Here is a 15,163-nt window from a genome sequence, read left to right as displayed (position 1 = left end):
TGCACCTGGTACCAGACCGAGCCACGCCCTTCGGGGACGTCGAGCACCGTGTTGGTGGTGATGGTGGGGCCGGTGGTCATGTCGCCGTGGGGTTTGCGCAGTCGGGCGAGGGTGAGGAAGTCGCCGTTGCCTGAGAAGCCGTGGCCGAGCAGCGGAGAGAGGTGCGGCAGTGTCTTGTCGATGTCGCGTGATCGCAGGAGCAGTTCGGTGCTGGCAACCGCTCCTGCGGCGAGGAAGACGCGGGGTGCTCTCCAGGTGTTCGGTGGGGCTGTCGGGTCGCTCGGGGATCGCGTGGTGACGAGGTAGCCGTCGTCGCCGAAGGTGATCCGGATGGCCTCGGCGTCGGTGACGCTTCGTGCTCCGTGTGCTTCGGCGACGGCGAGATATGTGACATCGAGGGAGTTCTTGGCTCCCTGGTTGCAGCCGATGACGCAGTCACCGACGAAGCTGCAGCCCTGGCGCGGCACCCCATGTCGGTTCGGCCGCCACACGCCTGGGTCACCGAAAGTGACAGCGAGGTTCGGCCGCACGGTTGCCTCGGGCCGGTCGCTCCCAGCCATGAGCTGCTCGATGAGTGCCGTACGTGGCGGTGGTGCGCCGGTACGGGGGTCATTGCCGACGGGGGTGACCTCGAGCATGTGCGCGGCGAGGTCGTAGTAGGGGTCAAGGGTCTCTCGCCGCAGGTGACCGGGCCACCGCGGATCCATGGCAGCGTCGGACGGGCGGGCGAAGACGTTGGCATAGGCGAGGGAGCCGCCTCCGTATCCTGCGGCCTGGACGGCGAACATGCCGCCCAGGCCGCGGATGTCGTACAGACCGTGGTCCACGGCCCATAACCATCGTCCTTCCAGCACGGGGTCGCGCGGGAAGTCTCCGGGGTTCCAGCGCTGCCCGCGTTCGAGGATGAGGACCCGGTATCCGGCTTGGGCCAGGCGGGCGGCAGCGACTGCTCCGCCGAACCCGCTGCCGATGACGATTGCGTCGGTGTCGTGGGTGTCGGACATGATTTCTCCTCTCGTGTGTGGTGCGCTGCGGCGTGCGTGGCGACTGGTGTCAGAGCCGTCCGGGGACTCCGCTGCCTCGGTAGTCGTCGATGGCCTCGACCAGGCTCAGGATGTCCGGGTGGGCGTCGAAGCGGCGTCGGTGGATGTCGGCGATCTTCGCGCCGATCTCGGGGTCGGGATCGTCGGTGATATCGATCGAGTGGAATCGATCGACCAACGACAGGCCGACACGGTCGACCTCGAGGTGGGCGGGGTGGTTCATCAGTGCTTCGTACGCGGCGAGGTCGGCAACCTGAGAGACCGCAGCGAAATCGAAGGTGTCTCCGTAGTCCCGGCCGAACACGCCGGCTTCGGCTCCGGTGTCGGAGCCCATCTCGGCACCGGCATCGGCCATGCGTTGCAGCGCTGCATCAACTTGTTCTTCGGAGACGTCGGGCCGAATGGACATGCGAACAATGTGGGTGATCATGAAGGTCAGCCGTTCTGGGTGGAGAGGTTTACGGGCGGGTGAAGGCGGCCGAGTAGTCGCGGGCGAAGTCGGCGACGTCACGGGCAGGACGTCCGGTCAGTTCCGCGATGGTCGTGGTGACGCTTGAAGCCTCACCGCGCGAATAGTGGGCGTAGTCCTCGACCAGCCCTTCGAGCTGCCACTGCGGGACGTAGCTCCCCAGTGCTGCCGTGAAATGCTCGGGCGGGAGATCCTGAAAAGCGATGGAACTGCCTGTCGCGGTGCTCAATGCATCGGCGATCTCTGCATGGGTGATCGCTCGAGGTCCGGTCAGCGTGTAGGTCTCGTTGTCGTGGTTGTTGCTTGTGAGAACGGCGGCTGCTGCATCGGCGATATCGCGGGTGTCGATCGCACTGACAGCCGCGGTACCGATCGGGGCGGCGAGTGTGCCCTGTGCGATGGTGTCGGCGAACGCGAGGAGGGATTGCAGATACAGGTTGGGGCGCAGCACGGTCGCGCTGATGTTCAAGCGTCGGATGTGGCCCTCGACCTGGGCGTGCCAGCGCAGGAATCTGACGGGAGAGCCGTGTGCTGCGCCGAACTGGGACAGCACGACCGCGCGGGCGATGCCCGCTTGCGCCGCCAAGTCGAGGAATCTGATCTGGAGCTCGGCGGCGTCCGCCGTCGACGGTGAGTTGAGGAAGACCGCGTCGACGCCGTTGAACGCCGTCGTGATCGAGTCCGGATCGTGCAGGTCGGCGACGACCGTCTGTGCGCCTTTCAGGGCGTAGTGGGGGTTCCTGGTCATCGCTCTCACCTGTGCGCCGGAGTCGCGCAGGGCGGGGACGAGGGCGGATCCGACGGTGCCGGTCGCGCCGGTCACGAGGATCGAGGGGTTGCTCATATCGGGTTCTCTCTTTCGTGTTCTTGAGTGTCAGTGGGTTGTCGCTGGCGTGCGGCGTGTGGCCAGGGCGTTGACGCCCGAGATGGCGATGGCAGCGGCCACGAGCGTCGCTGCGCCGATGAACGCCGCGGTGAAGTTCATCTCCCCGGCACTCCCTGCGGTCAGGGCGATCCCCGCAAGGACCGCGAGCCCGATTGCGCCGCCGAGGGATTGGGCGGCATTGACCACGCCGCTCAGCAGTCCTGACTCGCCCTCGGCGCTGTCGCGGACCGCCATGGTCATACCTGTCACGATGCCGAGACCGAGGCCCAAGCCGAGGAGGATGAACGCACCGATGTGCTGCCAGGTGAAGGACGTCGCTGGGTTGATCGCGATCCACACGAACCCGGCCAGGAGCGCCGTCAGCGATGTCGGCAGGGCGCCCTCGAGGCCGATGGACTTGCTCAGGACGGGTGCCAGCAGGCTGCCGACGATAAGCATGACGGCGATGGGTACTTGGGCGAGCCCGGTCTCCAGCGCGCCCATACCGAGGACGCCTTGCTGGTAGAGCGGCAGGAAGAAGAACACGCTGGTCAGGGTGCCGCCCAGCAGCATCATCACCGCAGACGCGGTGGACACCGAAATATGGCGGAACACGTTCAACGGAACGAGCGGATGCGGTGACCTCCGCTCGACCGAGATGAACACCAGAAGAGCTGCTAGTCCTGCCGACAGGGCGATGAGCGTGATCGGGCTGGTCCAGCCGACCTCCGCGGCGTTGACTGAGCCGAGGGCAAGCGCGGTAATTGCGGCGGTGATGCTCAGCGCGCCCGCGACATCGAAGCGGCCAGCCTTTCCAGGAATCGGCGGAATCGTCTTCCACACCATCGCCATGGCGATGAGGCCAAGAGGTACCGGAACCCAGAACACCGATTGCCAGCCGAGCGCCTCGGTGAGCATGCCGCCGGCGAAGACGCCGATGAGGCTTCCGGCCGCTGTGACCGCGCCCCAGACGCCGAGCGCTCGAGTTCGGTCGGCGGCCGTGGTGTAGATCACCAAAACCAACGCGAGCGCCGCGGGAATGGTCATCGCCGCGCCCACACCTTGACCGATGCGCCCAACGATGAGCATGGGGCCGCTGAGCGCCAGTGCGCACAAGGCTGATGCTGCGACATAGACCGACATGCCGATCAAGAACATCCGCCGCGCCCCGAGAACATCGGCCAAACGACCACCGAGGAGCACGAGGCCCGCGACGGCGATGAGATAGCTGTTGGCGACGATCGCCAGCTCTGCCGATGCAAGGCCCAGGCCCTGACGGATGGTTTGGGCAGCGAGGTTCACCATCGCGCCGTCGAGCACGATGAGGAACATCGAGGAAGCCAGAACAGCCAGGGCTGAGCCACGAGGGATCCGCAGCCCGGTCAAAGATGGATGGATAGTCGTGGTCATCATTTCCTTAGTGAGTGGTCACTACCGAAGGGTCAAAAAAAGAGAGGCCGCCCGGTCGGGGGCGCGAACCGTCACGCCCCCGAGGCCAGGAATCGGGCCGCCCACGTATCCTCTGCCGCGCGGGTGGGAAGATCCATGGCTGTGGCGACCATGTAGAGCATGCCCGCGGCGAAGAAGTCGTGAGAGGCGTCCTCGCCGACGCCGGGCAGGGCCTCCATTCGCTCGAACACCTCTCGCGTCCAGTCGTGCATGAGGTCACGGATCATGGCGTCATCGGAGGCGGCATAGCCCTGCAGGAGCATGAACATGACCTCCTGCTCTTCCATGAGCTCACCCCATGCATCCGACATGGCCTGCAGGGGTTGATCCGGGTCCGACTCCCCGGCGGTGAGCATGGTGGCCTCGATCTTCGCGAACACGCGCTGCAGCACAGCGACGAAAAGCTCGTGCTTGGTCACGAAGATCCGGAAGATGTTCGGCTGCGAGATGCCGACCTTGCGCGCAATGGCCATGGTTGATCCACCATGCAGCCCCTTATGGCTGAACTCGAGCAGCGCCGCCTCGAGGATCTGCTCGCGACGCTCCTCGAGGGGCACGCGCTTGATCGCGCCGGATGTGGCCATAGCTGATAGTGAACACTCACTACCGTGGTAGTGTCAAGCCCGAACAGAGGAACGGGAGAGTCTGATGGAACATGTCGTCCTGGTGCCGGGGTTCTGGCACGGCACCTGGTGCTGGAGTCACGTGACTCTCGAACTCGCCCGACGTCGGATCGCGGCCGTAGCCGTCGATCTGCCGGGGCAAGGACTGCGTGGCACATCTCCGGCAGCGCAACGAGTGCGGCCTTTCGACGCCGCGGAGTTCGCTACCGAGAGGTCCGAGGTCGCATCGGTCGACGCAACGAGCGCTGCCGAGGCACTGATAGCCCAGTTGGAGCACATCGGGTCCGATCGGCCCCATGTGGTGGTGGCGCACAGCATGGGCGGGGTGGCCGCAACCCTCGCTGCGGAGATGGCGCCGTCGCTGATCTCGCACCTCGTCTACATTTCCGCCCTCGCCCCGGTCTCGGGCCAACCGGCGGCGGCTCTCGTCGCACACCCCGCCAATGCGGGAGAGCTGGGCACGGAGTTGCTCCGCGCCGACCCGTTCGCGATCGGCGCTTCGCGCATCGATACCGCTGATGCGGCCTCGCGTGAGCGCATCCGTGAAGCGCTGTACGCCGACGTGCCGGTCGAGGTCGCCGACGCGGCGACGAGCATGTTGAATGCGGACGCACCGGTCGGGATGGCCGCCGAAGCCATCGCCGTGACTCGCGAGCGGTTCGGATCGATCCCGCGCACCTATGTCCTCTGCACCGAAGATCGCATGCTCATGCCTGCTTTGCAGCGCGAGATCGTCAGGGATGTCGACACTCGTTCGGTCGAGCCGACCCGGGTCGTCGAACTGCACAGTTCGCATTCTCCGTTCCTCTCCCAGCCGCAACGCGTCGCTGACATCATCCACGCGGCTGCCCGCCCGCTTGACTCGGCAATGGCCTCAGATGGCCCGGCCGTCACCTCAGGTCCTTGACGAGACTCGCGACCAGTCGTTCCCGCCGCTCTGTCCACAGGACGAAGGTGCTCCCCATGTCATTCGCTCTCGATCCGGTGATCGCCTCCCGACTTGAGGCGATGCGGCCCGACACGGTGGTTCCCAGCCCGTCACGAGGAGACATCGCCGCCCGCCGGGCAAGGTCTGCGGAGATGTTCGCCGGCGTCGCTCAGATCTTCCCTCCCACCGATGACATCCGCGTCTGCGAGTACCTGGTGCCGGTCAAGGAGGACGCGATCCTGGTGCGGTGGTACATGCCGCCGCAGCCGAATGCTTCCCGCACTCCTGGCTCCGCGGTGATCTTTCTGCACGGTGGCGGCATGATCGCTGGCTCCGTCGAGGAGCACCATCCGATCGTCTCCGCATACGTCCGGTCATCCGGCGTCCCGTTCCTGTCCGTGGACTACCGGCTGGCACCTGGCTCGCGGGGGTCCGTTCCTGTCGACGACTGCTTCGCTGCTCTATCGTGGCTGCGTGAGCACGCGGAAGTCCTCGGCATCGACTCGCAGCGCATCGCGGTGATGGGCGACAGCGCAGGGGGCGGCCTCGCCGCCGGAGTCGCCATTGCGGCGCGCAACGCGTCGATCCCGATCGCCCGGCAGATCCTGATCTATCCCATGTTGGATGACCGGACCACCGACCCCGATCCGCACCTGCTGCCCTTTGCGACATGGACGTACGACGACAACCACACAGGCTGGCACGCGCTGCTCGGCGATCAGATCGGCGGGGCCGACGTGAGCCCATCGGTGGCGCCCGGGCGGCAGGAGGATCATGCGGGACTCGCCCCGGCATACATCGAAGTCGGAGAGCTCGACATCTTCCGTGACGAGAGCATCCGCTACGCGCGCGACCTTGGTCGTGCGGGCATCTCAACAGAGCTGATCGTGCGCCCAGGGGCACCTCACGCCTTCGACGTGATCGCGATAGGCACCGACCTCTCCGACCGTGCCTTCGAAGACCGGAGACGAGCGATCATCTCGTTCTGACCGAGGTGGTGCGAGCGCCGGACCATGGTCGGGGGATCGAGGCATCGAGGTGCGGCGGCAGGATGTCGAGGAACCAGCTCGTCATCATCCGATGAAGGCGCGCGCGGGGATCCTACGACTCCATGTCGTGCTCTGCGCGCTCGACCCCACCGGCCCTCAACTGGTCGTAGACGCTGCATAGCATCCGCAGACTGCGGCGGACGCTATGCAGCGTCCGAATTCGGGATGTGTGGTCGATCAGGAGGCGGAATCGGGGACGGCGTTAGCGTATTCCTCGATGCGTTCGATCAGGCCGTCGTTGAGTCGGAAGTAGACAGCTGCATAGACATTCATTCGCGCGCCATCGACTGTCTCGACACGGACGACGTGCTGCTGCAAGATCTCGTCGCCTTGACTGATCTGGCGCTGAATGTCATAGCGCATGGAGGTGATCGAGCTGATCTGCTCCTTCATGCCGGCGATGTTCTCGTCGATTCCGGAGTCGCCTTTGCCGTCGCTGTGCCAGACAGTGGCGTCGGCCGTGCACATGCTCCGTGCCTGATCCCATTCGCGGTTCTCCAGGTGCTTGAGATACGTGGCGGCGGTCTGTTCTGGGTTGCGGCTCATGATTCAGTTCCTTTGCTTCTTGCCTTCGGGGGTTATTCGGTGTCGGGCTCGCGCCGCGCGTCGCGGAGGAGGCTTCGTTACCCGGCTTCGATCCGGAGTGGAATATGGTTCCCGGCCGGTGGCAGCGGGGAGGTGAATACCGTAGGGGAGATGTGGTGGTACGACACGACCACCTTGTTGAGGTCGACGGCCACCTCGGTTCCCGCCGGCGCGAGGGGCAGCACGAGCCATCGCCCGATGTCGGGCGTCTCTCGGCCGCTGGTCTCGTCGGTGAAGATGATCAGCCCCTGGCCCGGGATCTCTTCGACAACGGTCAGTACGACCTCGGAGCCATCGATGGTGAACGCAAGGTCGACGGGGGCCGGCATGTGATCGGTGGTGCGAGGCTGGGTCAGGCGTTCGACCAGCGTTCGGCGTTCCGGCTCGACTTCCTTGAAGACGCCTCGCAGGATCCAGCGCGAATCGTACGGGTAGGCGTCGATGCCGGTCAGTCCGGAGCGGACGATGGCTTGCTCATCGAGGACGACCAGGCCATACGAGCCATCCACCCCACCGACCATCCCGACCTGCCCCTGAGCGAAGGCGAGCGATGGCCCGGGCGGCACGACGGCCGTTCCCTCGACGAGGGTGTTGTCGACACGGATGCCATCGGCCCCTGTGGCGGTGACGGTCAAGTCGCCTTCGTCGTTGATGCGCCACGTGCCGGGGATGCCATCGACAGTCTGTACTTCGGATCCGGAGATCACGGTCTTCGCGGCGACGGAGGCCTTGCCGCCCGGGCCGATGATCTCGGTCCAGCGGTGCTGGCGCCATGCTCGGAACTCCTCCTCGATTCCCGCGTCTGTCGTGCTTCTGCTCATCGGGGCTTCCTTTCTGTTGCGGCGGTCTTCGCTGGTTTGGCAATCGATGGCGCGCCTCCGCTCTGTGGCTGTGGGGGAAGGGCGCAGGCCCCGTCCGCGCAGGCGTTCTCGATGTCATCGCCTTCGGGGTTCTCCGGGGTGGGCGTGAGGGAGGCGAACGTCGTGTCATTCATGCGGCGGCTGCCCTCTCGAGTGCGTCGAAGTAGGTCTGCACCGGCTGAGCGCCGGAGATGCCCCGCTGTCCGTTGATGACGTAGAGCGGCACGCCTCGTGCGCCGAGCGCGCGGAGCCGGGCGTGGTCCTGCTCGACGGCCTTTCTGTGGCGACGTTCCGTCAGGACGGCCCGTGCCGTCTCACGGTCGAGTCCGACCTCGTGGGCGAGAGCGAGGAGCTCGTCGATGCGTCCGATGTGACACCCTTCGCTGAAGTGGGCACTGAAGAGCCGGCTGGTGAGCGTGGCCCGTTGCCCCGCCTGTCCCGCATGGTGGAGCAGCTCAAGGGCGAAGCGGGAATTCGTCGGCCGGGTCAGGTCGGGTCGGTAACTGAGCCCTTCGGCGTCGGCCAGCGCGGTCAGCTGGGCGTTGATGGCGTCGACACGCTCGCGGTTCGCGCCGGCGTGCTGTGCGATCTGCTGCTCCGTGTCGATCTCCACGGGCGCGTCGGGGCGGAGCTCGAAGGACCGATAGGTGACCTCGACCTCACCCTCGAATGCGGCGACGGCCTTCACGAACCGGGGGTGGGCGATGAAGCACCACACGCACTGGGGATCGGACCAGGCCTCGAGGCGAACAAGAGACTGCGGGCGCTTGTCATGAGACGGGCTCCTTGTTGTCGACTGCATCGGCTCGGGGTGCGTTCTTGGGGCCGCGGATCATGACGAACACGATCAGGACGGCCATGACGGCGACGCCGACCCACATGGCTTGCTGCCATCCGGCGATGAACGCGTCCTGGGCGGCGGTGATGATCTGTCCGGCGTGTTCGCCCGCGTGCTCGCTGGCGGCGCTGGCGTTGGCGATGCCCTCGCTGGCTGTGGCGGCGAGATCTGCCGGGACGCCGTCGAGGCGTTCGCCGATGGCGGTCTGGTAGCCGGCGACGAGGAGCCCGCCGAGGAGAGCGACGCCCAGGGCGGCGCCGAGCTCGCGGGTGAGGTCGTTGAGCGCCGATGCCACGCCTTGCTGCGTGCGGGGAAGCGACGAGGTGATGGCCTCGGTGGAGGGGGTCATCGCGAGGCCAGCCCCGAGGCCCATGGCGATCAGGCCGGGGAGGACGGTGAGGTAGCCGCCGTCGGCGGAGACGAATGCGGCCATGAGCGCGAGCCCCGCGGTGGCACCCGTGAGTCCGATGACCATACTGGCGCGAGCGCCGATACGGGCGGCCAGGCGTGGGGCGAGAACGGAGCCGAGCATCATCAGCAGTGCCATCGGCATCAGTCCCGCGGTGGCGAGCAGTCCGCTCCAGCCGAGCACGACCTGGAAGAACGGATAGAGGACGAGCGAAACCCCGCCCTGTACGCCGAACAACACCACCAGGAGCGTGGTGCCCGATGAGAGACCGCGGGTGCGGAAGTGACGGATGTCGAGCAGCGGGAATGGTGTGCGCAGCTCCCACGGGATGAACACGACGGTGGCGAGCACCGCAGCAGCGAGGGTGACCAGGACGATTGGGGCCGCCCACCCGAGCGTCGGAGCCTCGTGCAAGGCGAAGGTGAACCCGACGGCGGCGACGATCGAGGTCAACGCCCCGATCACGTCGAAGCGTCCCGGCGCTGACTCACGGGAATTCGGCACGGCGTGGAGACCGATCACCGCCGATGCGACGGTCAGGACGATGGGTAGGGCGAACAGCCACCGCCAGGATGCGACGTCGACGAGCAGGGCGGAGAGGAACATGCCCAGGACGCCACCGCCTCCGGCGACTGCGCTCCACATTCCGATTGCTTTGGAACGTTCCTTGTCCGGGAAGGACGAGGTGATCACCGACAGCGTGACCGGCATGATCATCGCCGCACCGACGCCGCTGAGGAGCCGGGCAGCGAGCATGACCTCCATGGCCGGAGCAACGGCGCCGGCGATATTCGCGATCCCGAACACCGCCAGCCCCACGATCAGCACCGGCTTGCGTCCCAGTCGGTCGCCCAGTGCTCCCAGCGGCAGCAGGAGAGCGGCGAGGGTGAGGGTGTAGGTGTTGATGATCCACAGCACCTGCCCTTGGGAGGCATCGAACGTCATCGCAAGGTGCGGTTGCGCGACGTTCAGGCCGGTCACTGAGGCGACGACGGCCATCAAGGCGATACAGACTGCCCAGAGAATGGCACGTCTGCGTCGCGGATCGTCGATAACGGCTGCATCGTCTTCTGCACCGGTGAGAGCGGTGGAAGTCATGGCTGGATGTGATTCCTCTCAGGAACTGTGGTGCTCGGCAGTGATCGCGGGCAGGTCGAAAAAGCGCTCAGGACGGGAGAGTCTTGGCGCGAGAAGATAGGCGACGCCTCAGACGAGTCGGCGGGTGCGGACGACCACGTCACGCAACTGCACCGGAGAACCGCCGGGGTGCACGGTGCGGGTGTGCTCATAGCCAGCCTCAACTCGCCATTCCGGGGCGGCGAACAGGTTCGTGATCGCCGCCAGCGTCGCTGTCGCACCCTCGGAGTGGACGTGTCCCGGATGATCGTCATGAGGGTGCCCGTGGAGATGTCCCACAATCAGGAGGGTTCCGCCCGGGGCGACCCAACGTGCGATACGCCGATAGAACGAAAGCTGTCCGATCTGCGCGTGGGCGTAGCTGGTGGCCACGAGGTCCCACGTCCGCTCCGGTTTCCAGTGGGAGAGGTCGGCCTCTATCCAGCCGATGCGATCGTTCACATCACGGGTAGCAGCGCGGGCCTGTGCCGTCGCCAGTGCGGTCGCGGAAATATCGGCTCCCGTGACCTCCCAACCCATCTGGGCGAGCCAGAGCGCTTCACTTCCTGTTCCGCAGCCAGCATCCAGGGCGGTGCCCGTATGCAGATGCGCGGTCTCGGTCACCAGATAGGGGTTGACCGGCAGCTCGCGCTCGCTATCGGAGGTGGCGGAACTCCAATGGTCCTCCCAGTAGCCCTTATCGAACTCAGCCATCACGCACGCACCGGACGGCCGATGTCCGCGGTGGCGCGGTCGGCGCGGGCGAACACCATCTCGGTGTTGATCGTCATCGCCACCCGCGCCCCGTTCGCCGCGGACTCACTGACCTGCAATCCCGCATTCACGACATTGCCTGCCGCCCACACGCCAGGGACAGTGGTGTGCCCAGCGGGATCAGTGACCAGGGCGACACCTGCAGCGTTCTCTTCGACGTCCAGACCCAGCCCTTCAAGCCCAACGAGGCGGGCGCGGGTCAGGGCGGGCACGGCCAATGCGTCCAACTCGATCTTCTTTCCATCGCCCATGACTGCTGCGGCGAGGTGATCGTCAATGACCTCGACAGCACCTACCTCCTCCGGCACGATCGCGATACCGAGAGCGCGGAGCTTCTCAAGCTGCTCGGCCGGGAACTCCAGCCCGTTCGGGAAGAACGTCATGTTCTCGCTCCATTGGTGGAAGAGCAGTGCCTGCATCGCCGACATCGGTCCCGTCGCGAGCACACCGATCCGCTGGTCACGGATCTCCCAGCCATGGCAGTACGGGCAATGCACCACATCCCGACCCCACCGCTCGGCAAGCCCAGAAACCGAAGGGAGCTCGTCACGAACGCCGGTCGCGATCACCAGTTGGCCAGCGTGAATCGTCGAGTCGTCGTCGAGTTCGAGCACGAAACCGTCGTCAGCGGCTCCCGAGGCGCGCTCTACGGCCGTCTGCACGATGCGAGCACCATATGATGTCGACTCTTCGCGTCCCCGCTGCAGGAGTTCAAGCGGGTTCACGCCTTCCTGTCCGAGCAGCCCGTGCGCTGCGGCTGCGGGTGAGTTCCTGGGCGCTCCACCGTCGATCACCACGACACTGCGACGCGCACGCGCCAGGATCAGTGCTGCGCTCAGCCCTGCCGATCCGCCGCCGATGATCGCGACGTCGTATACCGGATCCGGTGTGGTTTCCATGGCGTTGTCCTCCTGGCACTCTGTGATGTCCATACCAGGGTCACCCAGTCCGAAGCTGCTGGCAATGTTCGTTGCCGAATGGCAAAATGGTGGGCATGGATGACTCTGCGGACCAGACTCTCGACACGGTCGGACCACGCCTCAAGCACTTGCGACTGCGCCGCGACGTCCCCCTCACCACCCTCGCCGACGAGACCGGTATCTCCACGAGCACTCTCTCCCGACTGGAGGCCGGCCTTCGGCGGCCGACCTTGGAACAGCTGCTCCCGCTGGCCCGCTACTACGGCGTCACCCTCGACTCCCTGGTCGACGCGCCCCGCACAGCCAACCCCCGTATCGATCTGCGCCCGATGTCATGCACCGACGGGTCGATCATCATCCCCCTCACACGCCGCCCCGGCGGTATCCAGGCATACAAGTTCGTCCTCCCCGCCGGCAACGACAACGCAGTGCCTGACCTCCACTCCCACGAAGGGTTCGACTGGGCCTACGTCCTCAACGGCACCCTCCGCCTGGTGCTCGGCGACCAAGACCTGCTCCTGCAGGCAGGAGAAGCAGCAGAGTTCGACACCCGCACCCCACACTGGTTCGGAGCCACCAGCGCAGGGCCAGTCGAGTACCTCAGCCTCGTCGGCAGGCAAGGCCAGCGCGCCCATGTACGCGCTTCCGACAGCGACCGCTAGCAATCGCGCCCCACGCTCCCATCTGCGCATGTGGCCCCCTGCTCTCCACAAGCGGAATCATCATTCCGGCTGTGGTGCGAGATGGCCCAGGCGGGCAGATATGGTATTCGGGAGGGGTGTCAGAACGACGGCTATCCGCTGCTGCAAAGCGACGACCTGCTGATTCCGACTGGAATCGCGCTTCCTGTCCGATTCACTAGCGCATTCAAGTCACTGTCCACCCGGCCGTATGGAACCAGCACCGTTCACTTTGCGGCGGTCGGTCGTTGAGAGGTCAGGTCGCGGGTGGGAGGAGGAGGCCGTCGATGAGCAGGCCCGCGAGTCGGCGTGCGTCATAGCGGGGGTCCTGGTCGGCAAAAATGCAGAGATTTCCGATGCCGCGCATCAGCTCGTACGCACCGACATCTGCTCTGATCTCGCGTGAGGCGATCGCGGCGTCAAGTATTTGCGCACACACCGGCACGAGGCTCTCGACGAAGTAGGCATGCAACGTATCGAAGCTCATCTGGTCGTTCCGCAGGGCGGCGGCGAGCCCGTGCTTGGTGACGAGGAAGTCGACGAAGATGTCGCTCCAGCGAGCAAGCGCCGCGTATGGAGAGGTGCACTCCGCCAGTAAGGCGGGGCCTGCGGAAGCGCATGCGTCGACCTGGTGACGGTAGACGGCCACGATCAGGTCGGCCCGTGTCGGGAAGTGGCGGTAGATCGTTCCCATTCCAACGCCCGCCTCCGCCGCGACTTCGCGCACCGGAGCATCGACCCCCGACCTGACGAACACCGCGGCAGCGGCGCTGAGCAGCGCCTTCTCGTTCCGCTGGGCATCGGCGCGCTTCGCCCGGGGCGTTCGCTTCTCACTGGCAACCATGGAGCCTCCTGACGACGACCTTGCAAAGCGGAGCGGCGCTCCGTATAGTCGATACGGAACCGCGCTCCACTTCAATTCTGCCAGAGGGGAGCACCCGGGTGGAGTAGATCAGTCCGACGGAAGGAAGGCACCACTCATGCAGTACCGACCTCTTGGGCGCACCGGCGTCCAGATCAGCACCCTTTCGCTCGGCGCGATGAACTTCGGCCGCATCGGCCGAACGAACCAGGATGAGGTCTCTGCTCTCATCGGTTCCGCGCTCGATGCGGGAATCAACGTCATCGACACAGCCGATGCCTACAGCGGCGGACAGTCGGAGGAGATGATCGGCAAAGCGCTCGGCACCCGTCGCGACGATGTCGTCCTCGCAACCAAGGCGACACTCCCCATGGGCGAAGAGCGCAACCACCGCGGCAGCTCACGCCGGTGGCTGACTACAGCCCTCGAGGACAGCCTGCGCCGGCTCGGCGTGGACCACGTCGACCTGTACCAGATGCACCGGTGGGACCCGAGCACCAGCGACGAAGAGACGCTGTCAGCGCTGACGGACCTGCAGCGAGCCGGAAAGATCCGCTACTTCGGCAGCTCCACCTTCCCCGCCTACCGGATCGTGCAGTCGCAGTGGGTCGCACGCGACCACCGACTCGGCCGCTACGTCACAGAACAGCCGGGCTACTCCATCCTCCAACGCGGCATCGAAAGCCACGTGCTGCCCGCGACCGAGGAGCACCACCTCGGTGTGCTTGCATGGAGCCCGCTGGCCTCGGGATGGCTGTCCGGCGCAGTGCGCGAAGGCCAGGAGACCACCACCAACCGCTCGACGTTCATGCAATCGCGTTTCGACCTCACCGTCCCTGCAAATCGCGCCAAGCTCGACGCCGTCGAGCAGCTTGCGAGACTCGCCGATGACGTCGGCCTGACCATGATCCAGCTTGCCCTCGGCTTCGTCACCGCACACCGGGCGGTGACCACAGCGATCATCGGACCACGCTCCCTGGAGCACCTCGACTCCCAGCTCGCCGCCGCAGACACCATCTTGTCGCCAGAGATCCTCGATGCGATCGACGAGATCGTCCCCCCTGGGGTCGATCTCGCGCCGGCTGAGAAGAACGACACACCGCCCGCGCTGCTCGACCCGACGCTTCGACGTCGCTGAGGCGGGGGCCCTCGCTCGGCTCGACCGGAGCCACCAGTGCATCACCGGTCGAGCACCTCGGCCTCGTCGGCAGGCAAGGCCAGCTCGCCCACATATGCTCCTCCGGCGGCGACATTAGCTCCATGTTTCTCGGATCCGGCACGCAATTCGCACCGGGGTTGCTCGACTTCTTCACAGGGGTAGCCGACGGCCCAGCTGTGATCGCGCGGGGATTTTGCGTCGGATGCGAGTGCGCGTGCTCTAACTCCTCAGATGGTGACGTCTCGCATGTGCGTCCGGACAGTCAATCGATGCACGCCGAACCGCTTGGTGATCGTCACGACGCTCTCACCGTTCATTCGGCAGTTCCAATTGCGTCCACTCGGCCGTCCGCCAGGGGTGCTCCAGCTCGTGTCCTAGACCTCGGCTTCGGTATTGTGCCCGCCTCACTCTCGGCGTCTCCGTACGGCTCGTCCTCGACACCGGGTTTCGCCTTTCCTGCGCGGAACCGAGTTGCCCGAACCTCTGTCAGGTGTTCGGTGTGATTCCACCCGCGTCCACTCGAGGAACCGTGAG

General features: G+C 65.9%; 16 protein-coding genes. 4 read left to right on the top strand and 12 right to left on the bottom strand.

Going from position 1 to position 15,163, the window contains the following annotated elements; all coding sequences use genetic code 11:
* From ACOJSN_RS07095 to ACOJSN_RS07075, 5 genes are all read right to left on the bottom strand, one after another.
* Positions 1 to 1,004, bottom strand: a 1,004-nt coding sequence (locus tag ACOJSN_RS07095; protein ID WP_420111805.1) for a GMC family oxidoreductase N-terminal domain-containing protein, incomplete at its 3' end; no start/stop codon positions are given.
* A gap of 49 nt (positions 1,005 to 1,053) precedes the next feature.
* A complete protein-coding gene (locus tag ACOJSN_RS07090; protein ID WP_420111804.1) occupies positions 1,054 to 1,473 on the bottom strand; it encodes a Dabb family protein in 420 nt (139 codons plus the stop codon).
* A 28-nt stretch (positions 1,474 to 1,501) separates the two neighbouring features.
* Positions 1,502 to 2,356 carry an SDR family oxidoreductase gene (locus tag ACOJSN_RS07085; protein WP_420111803.1) on the bottom strand — a complete coding sequence of 285 codons (855 nt, stop codon included), beginning with the start codon at positions 2,354 to 2,356 and terminating at the stop codon, positions 1,502 to 1,504.
* Between the two features lie 30 nt (positions 2,357 to 2,386).
* Positions 2,387 to 3,787, bottom strand: coding sequence for an MFS transporter (locus ACOJSN_RS07080; protein WP_420111802.1), 1,401 nt, complete (start codon positions 3,785 to 3,787; stop codon positions 2,387 to 2,389).
* A gap of 71 nt (positions 3,788 to 3,858) precedes the next feature.
* Positions 3,859 to 4,383: a TetR/AcrR family transcriptional regulator gene (locus tag ACOJSN_RS07075; protein WP_420111801.1), complete on the bottom strand. Its 525-nt coding sequence runs from the start codon at positions 4,381 to 4,383 to the stop codon at positions 3,859 to 3,861.
* Between the two features lie 91 nt (positions 4,384 to 4,474).
* Here ACOJSN_RS07075 and ACOJSN_RS07070 point away from each other — a divergent pair, with 91 nt between their 5' ends.
* Both ACOJSN_RS07070 and ACOJSN_RS07065 read left to right on the top strand, forming a co-directional pair.
* A complete protein-coding gene (locus ACOJSN_RS07070; protein WP_420111800.1) occupies positions 4,475 to 5,356 on the top strand; it encodes an alpha/beta fold hydrolase in 882 nt (293 codons plus the stop codon).
* A gap of 56 nt (positions 5,357 to 5,412) precedes the next feature.
* Positions 5,413 to 6,366 (top strand): alpha/beta hydrolase, encoded by a 954-nt coding sequence (locus ACOJSN_RS07065; RefSeq protein ID WP_420111799.1) that lies wholly within the window; start codon positions 5,413 to 5,415, stop codon positions 6,364 to 6,366.
* Between the two features lie 237 nt (positions 6,367 to 6,603).
* Here the strand turns inward: ACOJSN_RS07065 and ACOJSN_RS07060 are convergent, their stop codons facing one another.
* The 6 genes from ACOJSN_RS07060 to ACOJSN_RS07035 all read right to left on the bottom strand — a co-directional run bounded on the left by ACOJSN_RS07060 (position 6,604) and on the right by ACOJSN_RS07035 (position 11,940).
* Positions 6,604 to 6,972, bottom strand: coding sequence for a nuclear transport factor 2 family protein (locus tag ACOJSN_RS07060; RefSeq protein ID WP_420111798.1), 369 nt, complete (start codon positions 6,970 to 6,972; stop codon positions 6,604 to 6,606).
* Between the two features lie 77 nt (positions 6,973 to 7,049).
* Complete coding sequence (locus ACOJSN_RS07055; RefSeq protein WP_420111797.1) at positions 7,050 to 7,718, bottom strand: DUF1684 domain-containing protein; 669 nt, start codon at positions 7,716 to 7,718, stop codon at positions 7,050 to 7,052.
* A gap of 283 nt (positions 7,719 to 8,001) precedes the next feature.
* Positions 8,002 to 8,673: a DsbA family oxidoreductase gene (locus ACOJSN_RS07050; protein WP_420111796.1), complete on the bottom strand. Its 672-nt coding sequence runs from the start codon at positions 8,671 to 8,673 to the stop codon at positions 8,002 to 8,004.
* Positions 8,642 to 10,117, bottom strand: a complete 1,476-nt coding sequence (locus ACOJSN_RS07045) for an MFS transporter (RefSeq protein WP_420111795.1) — start codon at positions 10,115 to 10,117, stop codon at positions 8,642 to 8,644. The genes ACOJSN_RS07050 and ACOJSN_RS07045 overlap by 32 nt, the downstream gene beginning before the upstream one ends.
* A gap of 207 nt (positions 10,118 to 10,324) precedes the next feature.
* Entirely contained in the window at positions 10,325 to 10,948 is a 624-nt protein-coding gene (locus tag ACOJSN_RS07040; RefSeq protein WP_420111794.1) for a methyltransferase domain-containing protein, read from the bottom strand.
* The gene (locus ACOJSN_RS07035; RefSeq protein ID WP_420111793.1) at positions 10,948 to 11,940 is read right to left on the bottom strand and encodes an NAD(P)/FAD-dependent oxidoreductase; all 993 of its coding nucleotides are present in this window, start codon (positions 11,938 to 11,940) and stop codon (positions 10,948 to 10,950) included. The genes ACOJSN_RS07040 and ACOJSN_RS07035 overlap by 1 nt, the downstream gene beginning before the upstream one ends.
* 62 nt (positions 11,941 to 12,002) lie before the next feature.
* Between ACOJSN_RS07035 and ACOJSN_RS07030 the strand changes: the two genes are divergently transcribed.
* Positions 12,003 to 12,590 (top strand): helix-turn-helix domain-containing protein, encoded by a 588-nt coding sequence (locus ACOJSN_RS07030; RefSeq protein ID WP_420111792.1) that lies wholly within the window; start codon positions 12,003 to 12,005, stop codon positions 12,588 to 12,590.
* 274 nt (positions 12,591 to 12,864) lie between these two features.
* On the opposite strand, the gene ACOJSN_RS07025 is transcribed toward ACOJSN_RS07030, so the two are convergent.
* Complete coding sequence (locus tag ACOJSN_RS07025; protein ID WP_420111791.1) at positions 12,865 to 13,452, bottom strand: TetR/AcrR family transcriptional regulator; 588 nt, start codon at positions 13,450 to 13,452, stop codon at positions 12,865 to 12,867.
* A 136-nt stretch (positions 13,453 to 13,588) separates the two neighbouring features.
* On the opposite strand from ACOJSN_RS07025, the gene ACOJSN_RS07020 reads away from it, so the two are divergent.
* On the top strand, positions 13,589 to 14,608 hold the full coding sequence (locus tag ACOJSN_RS07020) for an aldo/keto reductase (RefSeq protein WP_420111790.1): 1,020 nt from the start codon (positions 13,589 to 13,591) through the stop codon (positions 14,606 to 14,608).
* The last annotated feature ends 555 nt before the right edge of the window (positions 14,609 to 15,163 follow it).

Origin of the sequence: Pseudactinotalea sp. (genome assembly GCF_048594945.1) — a bacterium.
GTDB lineage: Bacteria > Actinomycetota > Actinomycetes > Actinomycetales > Beutenbergiaceae > Pseudactinotalea.
The sequence above is the reverse complement of the archived record's forward strand: the minus strand, read 5'-3'. Positions and strand labels throughout refer to the sequence as shown.

What these genes read in the sequence shown, in the direction of transcription:
- ACOJSN_RS07090 (WP_420111804.1), bottom strand. Translation starts at nt 1,473, where the DNA reads ATGATCACCCACATTGTTCGCATGTCCATTCGGCCCGACGTCTCCGAA.
- ACOJSN_RS07085 (WP_420111803.1), bottom strand. Translation starts at nt 2,356, where the DNA reads ATGAGCAACCCCTCGATCCTCGTGACCGGCGCGACCGGCACCGTCGGA.
- ACOJSN_RS07080 (WP_420111802.1), bottom strand. Translation starts at nt 3,787, where the DNA reads ATGACCACGACTATCCATCCATCTTTGACCGGGCTGCGGATCCCTCGT.
- ACOJSN_RS07070 (WP_420111800.1), top strand. Translation starts at nt 4,475, where the DNA reads ATGGAACATGTCGTCCTGGTGCCGGGGTTCTGGCACGGCACCTGGTGC.
- ACOJSN_RS07065 (WP_420111799.1), top strand. Translation starts at nt 5,413, where the DNA reads ATGTCATTCGCTCTCGATCCGGTGATCGCCTCCCGACTTGAGGCGATG.
- ACOJSN_RS07060 (WP_420111798.1), bottom strand. Translation starts at nt 6,972, where the DNA reads ATGAGCCGCAACCCAGAACAGACCGCCGCCACGTATCTCAAGCACCTG.
- ACOJSN_RS07050 (WP_420111796.1), bottom strand. Translation starts at nt 8,673, where the DNA reads ATGCAGTCGACAACAAGGAGCCCGTCTCATGACAAGCGCCCGCAGTCT.
- ACOJSN_RS07045 (WP_420111795.1), bottom strand. Translation starts at nt 10,117, where the DNA reads ATGGCCGTCGTCGCCTCAGTGACCGGCCTGAACGTCGCGCAACCGCAC.
- ACOJSN_RS07040 (WP_420111794.1), bottom strand. Translation starts at nt 10,948, where the DNA reads ATGGCTGAGTTCGATAAGGGCTACTGGGAGGACCATTGGAGTTCCGCC.
- ACOJSN_RS07035 (WP_420111793.1), bottom strand. Translation starts at nt 11,940, where the DNA reads ATGGACATCACAGAGTGCCAGGAGGACAACGCCATGGAAACCACACCG.
- ACOJSN_RS07030 (WP_420111792.1), top strand. Translation starts at nt 12,003, where the DNA reads ATGGATGACTCTGCGGACCAGACTCTCGACACGGTCGGACCACGCCTC.
- ACOJSN_RS07025 (WP_420111791.1), bottom strand. Translation starts at nt 13,452, where the DNA reads ATGGTTGCCAGTGAGAAGCGAACGCCCCGGGCGAAGCGCGCCGATGCC.
- ACOJSN_RS07020 (WP_420111790.1), top strand. Translation starts at nt 13,589, where the DNA reads ATGCAGTACCGACCTCTTGGGCGCACCGGCGTCCAGATCAGCACCCTT.